13 protein-coding genes and 1 tRNA gene are annotated in these 14,975 nt (G+C 51.7%); all 14 read left to right on the forward strand.

The features are described from left to right. Positions 1-14: 14 nt before the first annotated feature. The 14 genes from G598_RS0115715 (at position 15) to G598_RS0115780 (ending at position 14,723) form a co-directional block, all read left to right on the forward strand. On the forward strand, positions 15-2,627 hold the full coding sequence (locus G598_RS0115715) for a TIGR03960 family B12-binding radical SAM protein (protein WP_026767724.1): 2,613 nt from the start codon (positions 15-17) through the stop codon (positions 2,625-2,627). A 235-nt stretch (positions 2,628-2,862) separates the two neighbouring features. After that, a complete protein-coding gene (locus G598_RS0115720) occupies positions 2,863-4,308 on the forward strand; it encodes an Rne/Rng family ribonuclease (RefSeq protein ID WP_026767725.1) in 1,446 nt (481 codons plus the stop codon). Between the two features lie 15 nt (positions 4,309-4,323). After that, positions 4,324-5,691 carry an SGNH/GDSL hydrolase family protein gene (locus G598_RS0115725; protein ID WP_245582840.1) on the forward strand — a complete coding sequence of 456 codons (1,368 nt, stop codon included), beginning with the start codon at positions 4,324-4,326 and terminating at the stop codon, positions 5,689-5,691. A gap of 133 nt (positions 5,692-5,824) precedes the next feature. Continuing rightward, a complete protein-coding gene (locus G598_RS0115730) occupies positions 5,825-6,841 on the forward strand; it encodes a hypothetical protein (protein WP_026767727.1) in 1,017 nt (338 codons plus the stop codon). A 99-nt stretch (positions 6,842-6,940) separates the two neighbouring features. Then, on the forward strand, positions 6,941-7,966 hold the full coding sequence (locus G598_RS0115735) for an HD-GYP domain-containing protein (protein ID WP_026767728.1): 1,026 nt from the start codon (positions 6,941-6,943) through the stop codon (positions 7,964-7,966). Positions 7,967-8,071: 105 nt separating this feature from the next. Next, complete coding sequence (locus tag G598_RS0115740; RefSeq protein WP_026767729.1) at positions 8,072-8,641, forward strand: hypothetical protein; 570 nt, start codon at positions 8,072-8,074, stop codon at positions 8,639-8,641. A 71-nt stretch (positions 8,642-8,712) separates the two neighbouring features. Further along, a tRNA-Thr gene (locus G598_RS0115745) sits at positions 8,713-8,788 on the forward strand. Positions 8,789-8,921: 133 nt separating this feature from the next. Next, entirely contained in the window at positions 8,922-9,908 is a 987-nt protein-coding gene (locus tag G598_RS0115750) for a coiled-coil domain-containing protein (protein WP_026767730.1), read from the forward strand. Positions 9,909-10,094: 186 nt separating this feature from the next. Then, entirely contained in the window at positions 10,095-10,520 is a 426-nt protein-coding gene (locus G598_RS0115755; RefSeq protein ID WP_026767731.1) for a SoxR reducing system RseC family protein, read from the forward strand. A gap of 33 nt (positions 10,521-10,553) precedes the next feature. Beyond that, positions 10,554-11,933 carry an electron transport complex subunit RsxC gene (gene rsxC, locus G598_RS0115760; RefSeq protein ID WP_026767732.1) on the forward strand — a complete coding sequence of 460 codons (1,380 nt, stop codon included), beginning with the start codon at positions 10,554-10,556 and terminating at the stop codon, positions 11,931-11,933. Next, positions 11,930-12,949, forward strand: a complete 1,020-nt coding sequence (locus tag G598_RS0115765) for an RnfABCDGE type electron transport complex subunit D (RefSeq protein ID WP_026767733.1) — start codon at positions 11,930-11,932, stop codon at positions 12,947-12,949. Before rsxC ends, G598_RS0115765 begins: the two co-directional genes overlap by 4 nt. Continuing rightward, positions 12,946-13,506 (forward strand): RnfABCDGE type electron transport complex subunit G, encoded by a 561-nt coding sequence (locus G598_RS0115770; protein ID WP_026767734.1) that lies wholly within the window; start codon positions 12,946-12,948, stop codon positions 13,504-13,506. The genes G598_RS0115765 and G598_RS0115770 overlap by 4 nt, the downstream gene beginning before the upstream one ends. After that, on the forward strand, positions 13,506-14,144 hold the full coding sequence (gene rsxE / locus G598_RS0115775; RefSeq protein ID WP_026767735.1) for an electron transport complex subunit RsxE: 639 nt from the start codon (positions 13,506-13,508) through the stop codon (positions 14,142-14,144). Before G598_RS0115770 ends, rsxE begins: the two co-directional genes overlap by 1 nt. Before the next feature lie 3 nt (positions 14,145-14,147). Further along, positions 14,148-14,723: an electron transport complex protein RnfA gene (locus G598_RS0115780; protein WP_026759855.1), complete on the forward strand. Its 576-nt coding sequence runs from the start codon at positions 14,148-14,150 to the stop codon at positions 14,721-14,723. Positions 14,724-14,975: the final 252 nt, after the last annotated feature.

Genomic DNA, 14,975 nt, shown 5'->3' on the forward strand with positions numbered 1-14,975 from the left:
AGGAATTTAACGAAATGGTACAACTCAATCATGAGGTGCTCCAGTCGGTGCTAAAGCCGTCCCGCTATACGGGGGGCGAATGGAATGCAGTGGTTAAGGATTGGGATAAGGTAGACTGCACTTTCGCGCTGGCCCTGCCCGATGTTTATGAAGTGGGCATGAGCAATCTGGGACTCGCGATTCTCTACGAAATCCTGAATCGGGAAACGGGCATTGCCGCCGAGCGTGTCTATGCGCCTTGGACGGATATGGAAGCGGAGATGCGGGCACGCAATATCCCGCTGTTCTCGCTGGAAACGAAGCATGAGCTTATCGCTTTTGATTTCTTCGGCTTTTCCCTGCAGTATGAGATGATTTACTCCAACGTGCTCAATATGCTGGATTTGGCGGGGATTCCCCTTTGGAGCAAAGACCGTGGCGAAGATATGCCCTTTATCGTGGGCGGCGGCCCCTGCGTCTACAACGTAGAGCCGATTGCCGACTTCTTTGACTTCTTTATCGTCGGCGAAGGTGAAGAAGTGATTGTCGAGGTGTCCAAGGCCTTTATCGAATGGAAGAAGGCAGGGCGCACTGGCGGGCGCAGAGGGTTCCTTGAACGTCTGCTGACCATTGAGGGTATCTATGTGCCGTTCTTCTACGAGCCGAAATACACGGCAGATGGGGCCTTTGAAAAGCTCGAACCACTGCATGAAAACGCGAAGACCCTTATCTATAAGCGTGTCTGCAAGAATATGGATGAGGCCATGAGCGTAGAGCATCCTTTGGTGCCGTCCATGGATATCGTCCACAATCGCGCCATGCTCGAACTCTTCCGCGGCTGTTCCCGTGGCTGCCGTTTCTGTCAGGCGGGTATCTGCTACCGTCCGGCACGCGAACGCACGGAAGAAAAGCTCAAAAAAATGGCCAGAGGTTTGGTGGACAGCACGGGCTACAATGAAATGAGCCTGACTTCGCTGTCCTCGGCAGATTATTCCTGCCTGGGGCGCCTGGTGGATGATTTGATGCTCGGTTTTAAAGACGAGGAAGTGAGCTTCTCGCTGCCGTCTCTGCGCATTGACAGTTTTTCCATTGATTTGGCACATAAGATGCAGCAGGTCAGAAAGTCCGGTCTGACCTTTGCGCCCGAAGCAGGCACGCAGCGTCTGCGCGATGTCATCAACAAGGGCGTTACGGAAGAAAACCTCATGAACGCCTGCGCTTCGGCCTTCAAGCAGGGCTGGAAACAGGTTAAGCTCTACTTTATGATGGGCCTGCCGACGGAAACCGATGAAGATGTTATCGGCATTGCCAAGCTCGCGAAAAAAGTCGTTGACCTCTATACGGAAATCAAGGGCAAGCGGGGCGTCAAGGTCACGGTATCCGTTTCCTGCTTCGTGCCGAAACCCTATACGCCGTTCCAGTGGTTCGGGCAGCTGCCCATTGAAGAATTCCAGCGACGTCAGGAGCTCTTGAAGGAGCATATCACCGACCGCGCGATTACCTTTAACTATCACGATGCCCGCCTGTCCGTTATCGAAGGCGTGTTTGCCCGTGGCGACCGCCGTCTTTCGAAGGTTCTCTATCAGGCATGGCAGGACGGTGCCAAGTTCGATGGCTGGACGGATTTGTACCAGCATGAAACATGGCTCAAAGCGATGGAAAAATGCGGCATTGATGGGAAATATTACAGCCAGCGCACGCGTAACTTTAATGAGGCACTGCCTTGGGCGATTACCTCGCCGGGCGTCAATACGGAGTTCCTGCTGCGTGAGTGGCATAAGGCCATGCAGGCGGCACTCACCGAAGACTGCCGCCGGGGCAAGTGCTCGGCTTGCGGTATCTGCCCGAACTTAGGCGTTCATGTGATGGACTATGCCAAGGAAGAAGCAGAACGCGGCTATCAGTCGCCGGAACTGCCTGCGAAAGTCCATCGTGACCCCAAGGATTCCGGTCGTCCGCGCACGCTCTATAAATACCGCGCGGAAATCACCAAGGGCGAAGATTTGCGCTATGTGTCGCATCTGGATTATGCCAATATCTTCATTCGTGCGTTCAAGCGCTCCGGCCTGCCGATGGCGTATTCCGAGGGCTTCAACCACCATATGAAGGTCGCCTTTGCGTCAGCCTTGTCCTTGGGCGTGACGAGTCAGGCGGAATACATGGAGTTTGAACTCTTAAAGCCGGTCTGTCAGCCGGAAGTCTTTGATAAATTAAAAGCCCAGCTGCCGCCGGGGATTGAACTTACGGAACTGCGGGAAGTCAGGACCAAGCAGAAGGCCATGATGGCACAGGCTACGGAAGCGCGGTATCGTGCGGTCATGCCGCTGCAGGGTGAATTAGCGCTTGCGCATGCGGCGGTGAAGAAGTACAATGAAGCTGGTGAAGTTCAGTTTCAGCGTGTTACGCCGAAGAAGAAACGGGATATTGAGCTCAAGGCTTATATGAAAAAGCCGGTGGAAGTTTCTGCCGAAGGCGATATGCTGATTTTGGATATCGATATTGCGATTACGGACAGCGGCAGTGTGAAGCCGATTGAGGTAATCGGTGCGCTCATTGAGCAGTTCGCGATGCCTGCGAAGGCAGCTGAGGCGAAAATCTGTCGGACGGCGATGCTGGCTGACGGGAAAAGGCTTGTGGAACTTGTATAGTTAGTGCGCGGTACTTTTCTTTGGCGCAAAGAAAAGTACCCAAATACCCATTCGGGCACAGGCGAAAACGTGGCCTGAAATCCCGTCCGGGGATTTACGGCCACCTGCGCTCATCCTTGAGCGCTGGGTAACGATATAGCATATTATCTTATTCGTGGTTAAAGAAAAGCAAACTACTTCTCCCATTTTGGGGGGCGGATGAGGTGGAAATACGTTGAGTAGGGGAGGTGAATGGATGAAATCTATTTTAGTAACTGTGGTGCCTGAAGAAACCAAATTGGCGATTCTTGAAGATGGAAAGTTGTCTTCTATCGAGGTGGAGCGTGCTACGCATTCGCATCTTGTCGGCAATATCTACAAGGGGCAGGTGCAGAATGTCCTGCCGGGTATGCAGGCGGCGTTTGTCGATATTGGCACGGGCAAGAATGCCTTTATGTATATCGGCGATGGTCTGCCGTCTGATGTGAAGCAGGCGCTTCCCCGGCCACAGAAGATTCATATTGGCCAGCAGCTTCCCGTGCAGATTATCAAGGACGCCACAGGCTCTAAGGGGCCGCGGGCCACGACCCATATCACCCTGCCGGGGCGCAATGTGGTGCTTTTGCCTACGGCGGCTTATATCGGTATGTCCCGGCGGATTGAGGATGAAGTGGAGCGCAGCCGGCTCCATGAAATTGCTGCCAAAATCTGCCCTGAAGGTATGGGCCTTATCATTCGTACGGTGGCGGCAGGCGTTTCGGAAGCTGCCCTGCGGGAAGATGTGGAGTACCTCTCTAAGCTCTGGCATTCCCTGATGGCCCGCTTTAAGATGAAAAGCAAGGGGGCGAATCTCCTGTACCGTGATGCAGATTTGATTATCCGCACGGTGCGGGATAGCTTAACCCATGATGTGGATTCCATGCTGATTGATAATCGGGCGGTCTATCAGCGGGTGCGGGATTTTGTGCAGCTGTTATCTCCGGAACTTACGGAAAGAATCCGTTATTATGACAGCCGGGAACCGCTGTTTAAGCATTATGGTATAGATGAGGAACTGGATAATCTGGGAGGGCGTACTGTAGAACTGAAATCCGGCGGCTTTTTGGTCATTGATAAGACCGAGGCGCTGACGGTAATTGATGTGAACACAGGCAAGTATACAGGTACGACCAATCTGGGCGAAACCGTCTATGCTGCCAATCAGGAAGCTGCGGAGGAAATCATGCGGCAGCTGCGCCTGCGCGATATTGGCGGCATCATCATCGTGGATTTTATCGATATGGAGAAGGACGAGCAGAAGGAGCTGCTGCTTGAGCATCTGCGGGAGCTGGCGAAGTCTGACCCCACCAAGACCAACATTGTGGATATTACCAGCCTGGGCCTTGTGGAAATCACGCGCAAAAAATCCCGGCAGAATCTAGACAGCATCATCTATAGTGAATGTCCCATCTGCCGCGGGCGGGGCCGGGTGGAGTCCCCCGAGACGGTGAGTATCCGCATCGCAGCGGATATTCGCCGCATGGAGCATAAGGCACATGCCGAAGACGGCTATGAAATCGAAGTCCACGAAACGGTGGCAGAGGAACTCCGGCATAATCAGCTGCTCATGAATTTAGCCGCTGAATTTGCCATGGACATAAAAGTGACCGCTGCGCCGGGAATGCATCCGGAAAATTATGCCATCAATATGATGCGCACTTGATTGAGGAGGTCGTTGGTGATAGTGAAAAAAAAGCGTTTACTGGCAGGCGTAATGGCTTTGATGGCTGCAGTGACAATCAATATGGGCGATGTACAGGCTGCTGATGATAGTGCTGCTGTGCGGATAAAATTTGGTCAGACCGCGGAGAAAGCGCAGCCTGTGCCGTCTGAGAATAAAGGACAGGTGGCTATGCCGATAAAAAATGTGCAATTGGTCTGGAAGGAAATTCCCAGTGCTGTGCGTTATCAGGTGGTTATTTTGAAATCTGCTGAAGATACAGCTGATAATATCGCCCTGACCTACAGTCAGATATATACCAATGGCGTGACGCTGGATTTAAGTTCTTTTGGTGAAGAAGCAGCCGGTTTTTACTGGAAGGTTTGTCCCTTGGACTACAATGGCAATCCAGTGGGTAATCTGCATTTTTCCAAGCCCAAACCCATAACCGAGGGAGGGACGTTGAATGTGACTGCTCCTCGTCCGACTACGCAGTTTGAACGCATGGATTATATGCCGCTTTATCCGGTTTTTTCCTGGATACCTTACGGCAGGGCCAAACAGCATGAAGTAAAGGTTTATCAGGTAACCGACCAGGGGGATAAACTCATTCGCACGCTGCAGGGCGGAGAATATGATGTTTATGAAGATGGCGGTTACAGTGTGCCGGGAAAATATTATTGGCAGGTGCGTTCGCTGAATGATGATGGCAGTGCTTTGAGCGGCTGGTCGGAGAAAAGCTACTTTACCGTGGAAAGTGAAAAAGCACCTATTGCGGCGCTGGGAGACAGCATCACCCACGGTGGCGGGGCTATGTCCGTATCGCCGGGCTATTTGCTTTATGATTGGGAGTCCTACAGTCAGGTGCCTGTGAAGAATTTAGGTTTTAGCGGCAATACCACAGAAGCGATGCTCGAACGCTTTGAACGCGATGTGTTACCGGCTTCACCGCGTGTGCTGGTGGTTATGGGCGGGGTAAATGATTATCGCGGTGGAACTTTTGGGGCCCATACGGTGGCCAATTTGCAGGCCATCAAGGAAAAATGCGAGGCCTATGGGATAATTGTCGTGTTCCTGACGGCTACGCCGATCAATCCGACCATGATGGTCAGCCGTGCCCAGATCGAGCAGCCGCCCTATGACTGGCAGATGCATCAGCAGTATATCAATGCCTGGGTGATGAAGCAGCAGTATCATGTCGATGTATCTACGGCACTTACCGACAGCCTGGGCAATCTGCGCAGCACCTATACGACAGATGGTCTGCATCCGGATTATTATGGGAAGAAATACATCGGTGAACAGGTCGGGCGTTATCTGCAGATGCATTTTGCCTGGATAACGAACACGCTGACCAAAAAGCCGATTCCTGAATACAGTTACTGAATTTAGCAAAGGGCGCTGCGGCGCCTTTTATTTTTAACCAAAATTTAATGACTAAATCAACATATTTGCTTAAATTCCGTAGTATAATATACGATATAATCAATAGAAATCAAGGGGAAAGGCGGGGGTTGACTTGAAACAGGTTATTCTAGGAATTATACTGGGATTGGTTTGTCTGCTGCCGGTTAATGGACTGGCTGCACCACAGCAGATAACGGCCAGCGGCGTATATATCATGGGGGAAAATGATTCGCCGAAGATTGCCAAGGATGCGGCCCGGCAGGAAGCCATGCGTTCTGCTACGGAAAAAGCCGGTGTCTATGTGGAAAGCTATTCCAAAACGCAGAATATGGAATTGACGGCTGATGATGTCAAGGTCATTTCCGGGGCTGTACTGAAAGTATTGCGGGAACAGGCTGTGCCAGAGCTGTCGGCGGGAGTCTGGAAATACACCGTAACATTGACCTGCGAAGTGGATACCGATAATATTGACTTGAAGTCCATGATGGAAAATCGCAGCAAACTGGAAAAATTGCAGAAGGAACGGGACGCACTAAAGAAGCAGAACGAAGAACTGCTGGAAAGATACAAGCAGGCACAGGGACAGGAAAAGGAAAAAATCGGTTCGGAATTGGAATCGCAATATTCCCTGCAGGATATTTTTGACCGTTGTGCGGTGATGATTCAACAGGGAGAACAGCGCAGAGCCATCTTTGAACTGAATAAGGTCATTGGCGATACCAAGGTTACGGACAGCCCTTTGGCCTACGCATACTATTTGCGTGGTCGTGCTTATTATGAACGCAATATGGATACAGAGGCGTTGACGGATTTTGCCTCTGCGGAGAGAACGCCGCACAACAATTCCATTTATCCCATCTGGCGGGTTAACTACTATCAGGGGTTGATTTATTCCGACAGGCGTCAGTGGGAAAAGGCTTATTGGGAATTGGAACAGGCCTGGGAAGACTGTGGCCATAGTGATAAGGAAGTTGAGTCGGCCATGCTCCGGGCCAAACGTCATGCCTATCCGGAACAGTATCCGGAAAGACAGCCGGCCAATAATGGGGGGAACCATGGCGGCAGCACGGAAGTAGATTGGGGGAAAGTAGTTTCCGATGTGCTTATCGGTATTTTACGCGAGGGATAAATTTATAGATAAATGCTTGATTTTTTAGCGAAAATAAGGCAAAATATGGCAGAGAATTGTTTTTAGGCAAGGAAGAATAATTTTATGCAAATATCCCAGATGAGACAGACTGTGGTTCTGCTCGTGGACGGCAATGAGGGAGACCGTCAAAGACTTCATCAAATACTGGACCCCAGAGTGAAACTGAAGGAAGTTGCCTCAGGCAGGGAGGCTCTGTCTTATATAAAACAACATAATGTCACTTTGGTGCTGCTGGCTTCGAAGCTGCCGGATATGGGCGGCTTTGAAGTTTTGCGCAAAATTCATCAGGAACCGCGGTTTAAGGATTTGCCGGTTATCATGATTGTACAGGACCAAAGTCAAAAGGCCGAAGCAGCCGTGGCGATGGCCGGGGGCTTTGATATCATTCGCAAGCCCTTTATTCCTATTATTGTGGTGAAAAAGGTGGAGCAGGTACTGGAACTGGAGTATCTGCACAGCAACCTCAAGGAGGAAGTACATCGGCAGACCCAGCTGGCGGAGGACCGGCTGGCGTCTAGTGAACGGCTTTTTGAGGAAACGGTTATGGCCCTGGCGAAGACTATCGATGCCAAGGATGCCTATACCCGTGGTCATTCCCAGCGGGTGGCCCGTTATGCCCGTCATATTGCCTATAAATTGGGCTGGCTTGAGGAGGAGCAGCGCAGGATTTATTTTATGGGGCTTTTGCATGATATCGGCAAAATAGGTGTCCCGGAGGCGATCATCAATAAGACCACCCATCTTACCGATGAGGAATATGACAAGATAAAGCAGCATACGGTCATTGGCTCGGAAATCCTGGATTTGGTCGCGGAATTTCCGGAACTGGCCATTGGTGCGCGTTCACATCATGAACGTTACGATGGCAAGGGCTATCCAGATGGTTTTGCAGGCAGTCAGATTCCGGTTTATGCACGGGTTATTGCCGTGGCCGATGCTTATGATGCGATGACTTCCCGGCGCAGTTACCGCGATGTATTGCCACAGGACGTGGTGCGTGGTGAAATCGTCAAGGGGCGGGGGACACAGTTTGACCCACAGTTCGCTGATGTTATGCTGCAGATCATTGATGAAGATGATGAATATATGCTCCATGAACGGTGACGCATGACCTTTTTATGTATTATAAATTCATGTATGCAGGGAGGAATATTTCCCCATCTGTGGAATTATAATTAAGTAGTCAATTTTAGAAGGAGTGTTTCACTTATGAATCGATTGGTAAAATTGTTCGCGTGTGCATTGTTTGCATCTGCAATTATTGGTGGAAGTTCACCGGTATTCGCGATGAATGTTACTGGCGTCAGTCAGGCGATGACCATCGGAACGAAAACTGTTACGGCAAATGATGAGATGGGCGATAAGATAAAGTTTGTATCAGATGGCAAGGTACTGCGTTTGATGAGTGCAGACGGCACGAAAGATTTCCTGTCTTTTAACAGCTTTGATGGCATTTACAGCGGTGTGGATTACAGCGTAAGAGCCATTGAAACGACTGACCCAACCATGCGTTTGTTTGAGATTTCGGCTACCCGTGGGGGCAAGAGCTGCGGCTACTGGCTGGTGGGCAACCATATCGGCGGTGCCTGGACAACTTATGTATCCTGGAACAGCTTTGCTAACCTGGGCTTCCGTACCGACCGTTGGCATGACCTCAAGGCCACCATTGAAAATCAGCAGCTGGTCATCACCAGTTACAGCGCCCGGGGGAATATGGACTGGCGTGCACAGGTGTTTTGGAATGAAAAGGACGGCTGGTTTGGTCTGAAAAGATTTTAAAAAAAAATATTGACAAAGATGCCCGCTCTCGGCTATAATATAATCTGTCAGTCACGAGAGCCACAAATATTGCTGATTTAGCTCAGTTGGTAGAGCAGCTCATTCGTAATGAGCAGGTCGTAGGTTCGAATCCTATAATCAGCTCCATAAAGATTTCAGGCCTCACATTTGTGGGGCCTTTTTGTTGTAAAATTTTTTTGCAGAATTGGAAAAGCCATTAACTATATGCCCTTTTTGTCGATAACATGAGTAGAGAGTTTTTGATAAGGAGGGAGATTCAATGGCAATGATAGCCCGTGTGGCAGAGGATAAGCAAAATTTATTGCAGCCAAAAAATGTCTGGCAGAAGATGCAGCAGGATACGTCCCTGCGCAAGGAAAAGGAAGACACGGTAATCGGCAAGGCGGCGGAGGTCTACATCAGCAAGGCGGGGAAGAAATTGAGCGAGGAGGCCAATGACCCGCTGAATCGTTTGTCGCAGACGGATTTTATGACGGACGCGGAAAAGCAGCTGTCCAAACTTTGGCAGGAGGAAAAGGATAAGGCTGAGTATAAGAAGCAGGCCGCGGAGATTGAAGAACGGCTGGAGAAAGACAGCAGCCTTACGGACAAAGAACGGGAAAAGCTGCAGGCTGAGGCCGATGAGCTTAGAAAAAAGGGCATGACCACGGACGATAAGCTCTATGACCTTTACGACCAGAAACACGCCATCGAAAAGAACGGTGGCAAGTATCTGGAGAGCGACCTCAGCGGCCTGCAGCGGCAAATCAGTGAGCTGGAGTGGAAAATTTATAATACGGGCATTGATATAAAGCATGAAGGCTGGAATAAGGACAAGCTTACCCAACAGGCCTTGAAGGAACGCGCCTATATCGCCATTGCCGAAAATGAGGCGAAAATCATGGGCGGGGAACTGGAAAAGCGCAATAGTGAAAATGCCATGCTTACCCGTACGGCAGAACAGATTGCGGTACAGATGGAAGAAAACGGCAAACACCAGCCAACGGCGGCTGATGTGGTGCGGGCGGCAGTCGAGGAAGGCAAGGACCGCGCCGAAAAAGCGGAAGATGAAACGGGCAAACTGGCTGACCAGGGGCTGGATAGTGCCATGAAGATGCAGGCGCAGATGCAGGCAAATGCCGAAGGCCTGACCGGGGCGGAAGCAGAGGCTGACCGCAATACTGCATTGCGAAAACTGAAGAAATTGTCCTATGAAGAATTTATGCGGGACGTAAAGAATAAGGAATGTGATATGGAACGCTATTAATCGTTGCTGGCAATGCCCTCGAATGAGGGCATTTTTTTTGTTATTAGAAAACCCCTGGTTAGACCAGGGGTTCCGTTCTGAAGAAAAATTGTCTTTAATAATAAAAAAATAAAAAAAATAAAAAACAGGAATTATGCTGGATGAAATCGAATAGTATAAATTGTGTACCCTGTGGAGGTGATGCAGATGAAACAGGAACAGGGGATTGTTCTGGAAACCGCTGACGGTATGGCCAAGGTGCGCATTGGCCGCCATGCGGAGTGCGGTTCGTGCGGTGCCTGCGGCGGTGCCCGGCAGGTGGTCGTGGATGCTGTAAATCCCGTGGGGGCGGCTGCTGGTCAGCGGGTGCGCTTTGCATTCCGCGAGGAGCAGGTGCTCACAGGGGCCTTTGTGGTCTTTATCCTGCCGTTGCTTTTTGGCGGCGTGGGAGCGGTGATTGGGCATTTTACGGCACCACTTCTGGCGGCAAATGGCAGTTTGCCTGCTGTGATTGGCGCGTTGCTTTTCTTCCTGCTTGCGCTGGGGCTGGTTCGGAAATTTGACCGGCGGGCGGCGCAGGATAAGGCGGCAAAACCTGTGATTATCGAGATTTTGGATAATAGGCAGTCATGATATATTTTGGGAGACTATACAAGAGGTGATTGTATGTTCGAAAGCTTTCTCGGGGGCATTCACCCTAAAGATGGCAAGGAACTGGCTAAAGATAAGCCGATTGAAGATATGCCGGTGCCGCAGGAACTTGTGGTTCCGATGGGCCAGCATATCGGTGCGCCCTGCACGCCGACCGTGAAGGTGGGCGATGAGGTGAAGCGTGGGCAGCTTATCGGTACGAGTCCGGCGTTTATGCATGCCGATATTCATGCACCGGTGTCGGGCAAGGTGGTAAAAATCGAGCCGCGCCCGCATTCGGGCATGGGCAGCTGTATGGCGGTGGTGATTCAAAATGACGGCAAGGACGAATGGGCTGACGGCCTGCCGCTTACGCGCAACTGGCAGACGATGGGCAGTGAGGAAATTCTCGCAGCGATTCAATCTGCCGGTATCGTAGGCATGGGCGGGGCAACCTTCCCGGCACATATCAAATTGAAGCCAAGCAAGCCTGTGGATATTCTGATTCTGAACGGTGCGGAATGTGAGCCGTATCTGACTGCTGACTACCGCTTGATGTTGGAGTATGGCGCAAAAATCATCACCGGCACACAGATTCTGCAAAAACTTCTGGGCGTCAAGCGGACAGTTATCGGCATTGAGGACAATAAGCCCGAGGCCATCAAGGCGATGGAGCAGGCGGCACAGGGCACGAATATCGAAGTGGCAGCTTTAAAGACCAAGTATCCGCAGGGCGCGGAGAAAATGCTGATTAAAGTCATCAGCGGCCGCGAAGTGCCGATGGGCGGCCTGCCTATGGATGTGGGAGCTGTGGTGCAGAATGTGGGGACGGTGGCGGCCATTGCCGATGCCGTGGAACATGGCCTGCCGCTGACGGAGCGCATTACCACGGTGACCGGCGATGCCATCAAGGAGCCGAAGAATCTGCGTATCCGCATTGGCACGCCCTATCAGGCGGCCATTGATTTTTGCGGCGGCTTCAAGAAACAGCCCAAAAAACTCATTGCGGGCGGCCCGATGATGGGCATGGCCCAGGCGACCGCAGAAGTGCCTGTGATGAAAGGCTCATCGGGAATTTTGGCGCTGACGGCAGAAAAAGTTGACCACGGCCCCGAGATGAACTGTATTCGCTGTGGCAAATGCGTCAAGGCCTGTCCGATGGGACTTGTGCCCTCCATGCTCTCTATCCTGTCGGAGCGTCAGGCATACGAGGCCTGCCGTGATGAATACGGCCTGATGAATTGCGTGGAATGCGGCTGCTGTACGTTTGTCTGTCCGGCCAAGCGCAATATCGTGCAGTATATCAAGAATGCCAAGGGCTTTATCCGTGCGGAGCAGATGAAGGCCAAAGCCGCGGCTGAGGCTAAGAAAAAAGCCCAGGAAGCAGCTGAGGCGAAGAAGGAGGCGGAAAAATGAGTGAAGAAGCAGTAAAACAGGAAACAGCAGGTTCGCTGTTTACGGTTTCCGTATCTCCGCATATTCGTGATGATGAAACCATCAGCCATATCATGTGGCAGGTCAATGCGGCACTGTTGCCGGCGGCCCTCTTTGCCATCTGGTGGTTTGGGCTTCCCGCACTTGTAAATATGCTGGTCGGTGTGGTCTTTGCGGTGCTCGGTGAATATCTTTGGCAGAAGGGCATGCACCAGCCCATTACCGCCTTTGATGGCAGTGCGTGTATTACGGGGCTGCTGCTGGCTATGTCGATGTCGCCCTTACTGCCGCCCTATATGGTGGCTATCGGTTCTCTGCTCGCCATTGTGGTGGCCAAGCAGTCCATGGGCGGTTTGGGCTTTAATATCTTTAACCCTGCGCATATCGGACGCGCGGCACTTATGGTGTCCTGGCCGGTAGCGATGACGACCTGGACGAAGATGGCGGATGCCAGCGGCGGCGTGGATGCCATGACCTCGGCAACGCCCTTAAATATTTTGAAGATGCAGGGCTATGATGCCCTGATTGCGACTTTTGGCAGTCAGTCAGACCTCTATTGGAATCTCTTTATCGGCACGCGCAATGGTTCGCTGGGCGAAACCAGCACGCTTTTACTGCTGCTCGGCGGGCTGTATCTCATATGGAAGGGCTATGTCAACTGGCAGGTGCCGGTGACGATGATTGCCACAGTGGCGCTGCTGACCTGGATTTTTGGCCCCGCAGGGCTCTTTACCGGCGACCCGGTGTTCCATGTGATGGCGGGGGGGCTCATGCTCGGTGCTTTCTTTATGGCGACGGATATGGTGACGATTCCCATGACCATTAAGGGGCAGCTGATTTTTGCAGTAGGCGCAGGCGCGCTGACCGTGTTGATTCGTTTGGTGGGCGGCTATCCCGAAGGGGTCTGCTATTCCCTGCTTTTGATGAACGCCGTGACGCCACTGATTGATCGGTTTTGCAAACCGCGTATCTTTGGGGCAGGAGGTGCAAAATCATGAGCAGCAACGAACATTCTACGTTCAAGATTGCCTTTAACTTGGCGGCGGCCTGCTTTATCTCCGGCATTGTCATTGGTTCCGTGTATTTTGTGACCGCACCGGTGGCGGCGCAAAAAGCCGAGGAAATGAAGCAGGAGTCCATGAAGGCGCTTGTGCCCGAAGCGGAACATTTCACGGAAGTGGCCGGCCATGAAGGCTGGTTTGCGGCGGAAAAAGGCGGCAAGGCTGTGGCTTATATTGTGCCTGCGGAAAGCAAGGGGTATGGCGGCAAAATCAAAATGCTCGTGGCCGTGACGGCGGACAGCAAGGTTATTGATTTTTCGATTTTAGAGCATAACGAAACGCCGGGGCTCGGCGATAACGCGCAAAAGCCCGAATTCCGGCAGATGTTTGCGGGAAAAGGTGCGGATAAGTTAGAAGTAACCAAAGACCCCGCCAATAAGGAAAACATTCAGGCCATGACCGGCGCGACGATTTCTTCCCGCGCTGTGACCAAGGGCGTGCGGGAAGCTGTGGAAGCGGTTGCCGCCTACAAGGCTGAGGGAGGTGCGAAGTAATGAAGGAACATTGGCAAATCTTCAGCAAGGGGCTTATTGCCGAAAATCCGATTTTCATTCTGGCGCTGTCCCTGTGCCCGGCACTGGCTGTAACCACAACGGTTATCAATGGCCTGACCATGGGCCTGACGGTGACTTTTGTCATCACCACCAACAATGTCGTGGTATCCATCGTGCGCAAATGGGTCAATCCCAAGGTGCGTGTGCCGGTGTATATCACCTCGATTGCCACGATTGTCACGGTGGCCCAGCTGGTTTTGCAGGCGTATTTTCCGATACTCTACAAGGCGATGGGCATTTATCTGGCGCTCGTGGTGGTGTTTGCCATTATTTTGGCGCGGGCGGAGGTATTCGCCTCGAAAAACGGCGTCTGGAAGTCTTTTTTGGACGGCTTTGGCATGGGCTGCGGCTTTACGCTCGCGATGCTCACGATTGCCGTTATCCGTGAACTCTTTGGTGCGGGCACAATTCTGGGCGTGCCGGTCTTTGGGGCAGGTTATGACCCCATGCTGATGATGATTCTGCCGCCGGGCGCCTTTATCCTGATTGGCTATTTAGTTGCGGCTTGCAAGACCTGGAACGCCAAGCAGGAAGAAAAAGCCCGTCTGGCGGAGCTGAAAGCAGGAAAGGAGGCCTAAATCATGGGTGAGTATTTAACACTATTTATCGGCGCGGTCGTGGTCAATAACTTCGTGCTGACGAAATTTTTGGGCCTCTGTATCTTCTTCGGTATCTCCAAAAATTTAAGTGCCTCGGTGGGCATGGGCATGGCAGTAACCTCCGTTATGACCATGAGTTCCATTCTCGCCTGGATTGTCTACTTCTTCGTGCTGGAACCTTTGGGGCTGACCTTTCTCACGACCATTGTGTTTGTCGTGCTGACCGCGAGCTTTGTGCAGCTCCTGGAACTGGTCATCAAGAAACAGGCCCCGGCGCTCTACAATATGTGGGGCATTTACCTTTTGCTGATTGCCACCAACTGTATTGTGCTGGCGGTGCCCTTGCTCAATGTCGAGAGCAATTACAGCCTGTTGAAGAGTATCGTCTTTGCCATCGGCTCCGGACTGGGCTTTGCAGTGGCCATTATCCTTATGGCCTCTTTGCGGGAAAAATTAGTTTACGCCAACGTGCCTAAGCCATTGCAGGGCATTGGTATAGCCTTTATCTTGGCCGGTATGCTGTCATTGGCGTTCCTGGGATTTGCGGGAATGCTGTAAACACATAAATTGCAGTTAGCCAGTACGTTCTGAAATTTTTTGTTAAAGCTCAGTTTGGGCAGAGGTGGTAATACTTTTCGCCGTTGCACTGAATGACCCACAAGGAAATGTATGGGCTTTTTAGGCACCTGCGCCGGGCAGGCCGGCGGCGCGTATGTTCAGCTCAACTTCTAGGAACTTTTTGTTTGTGGGCCAGTCCTCACTGCGTTCGGACAGTCGTTCCACGGCGAAAAGCATCACCACCTCCGCCCT

Source organism: Selenomonas ruminantium subsp. ruminantium ATCC 12561 (genome assembly GCF_000424065.1).
In the GTDB taxonomy this organism is placed as follows: Bacteria; Bacillota; Negativicutes; order Selenomonadales; family Selenomonadaceae; genus Selenomonas_A; species Selenomonas_A ruminantium.

What these genes read in the sequence shown, in the direction of transcription:
- G598_RS0115715 (WP_026767724.1), top strand. Translation starts at nt 15, where the DNA reads ATGGTACAACTCAATCATGAGGTGCTCCAGTCGGTGCTAAAGCCGTCC.
- G598_RS0115720 (WP_026767725.1), top strand. Translation starts at nt 2,863, where the DNA reads ATGAAATCTATTTTAGTAACTGTGGTGCCTGAAGAAACCAAATTGGCG.
- G598_RS0115735 (WP_026767728.1), top strand. Translation starts at nt 6,941, where the DNA reads ATGAGACAGACTGTGGTTCTGCTCGTGGACGGCAATGAGGGAGACCGT.
- G598_RS0115740 (WP_026767729.1), top strand. Translation starts at nt 8,072, where the DNA reads ATGAATCGATTGGTAAAATTGTTCGCGTGTGCATTGTTTGCATCTGCA.
- G598_RS0115750 (WP_026767730.1), top strand. Translation starts at nt 8,922, where the DNA reads ATGGCAATGATAGCCCGTGTGGCAGAGGATAAGCAAAATTTATTGCAG.
- G598_RS0115755 (WP_026767731.1), top strand. Translation starts at nt 10,095, where the DNA reads ATGAAACAGGAACAGGGGATTGTTCTGGAAACCGCTGACGGTATGGCC.
- rsxC (WP_026767732.1), top strand. Translation starts at nt 10,554, where the DNA reads ATGTTCGAAAGCTTTCTCGGGGGCATTCACCCTAAAGATGGCAAGGAA.
- G598_RS0115765 (WP_026767733.1), top strand. Translation starts at nt 11,930, where the DNA reads ATGAGTGAAGAAGCAGTAAAACAGGAAACAGCAGGTTCGCTGTTTACG.
- G598_RS0115770 (WP_026767734.1), top strand. Translation starts at nt 12,946, where the DNA reads ATGAGCAGCAACGAACATTCTACGTTCAAGATTGCCTTTAACTTGGCG.
- rsxE (WP_026767735.1), top strand. Translation starts at nt 13,506, where the DNA reads ATGAAGGAACATTGGCAAATCTTCAGCAAGGGGCTTATTGCCGAAAAT.
- G598_RS0115780 (WP_026759855.1), top strand. Translation starts at nt 14,148, where the DNA reads ATGGGTGAGTATTTAACACTATTTATCGGCGCGGTCGTGGTCAATAAC.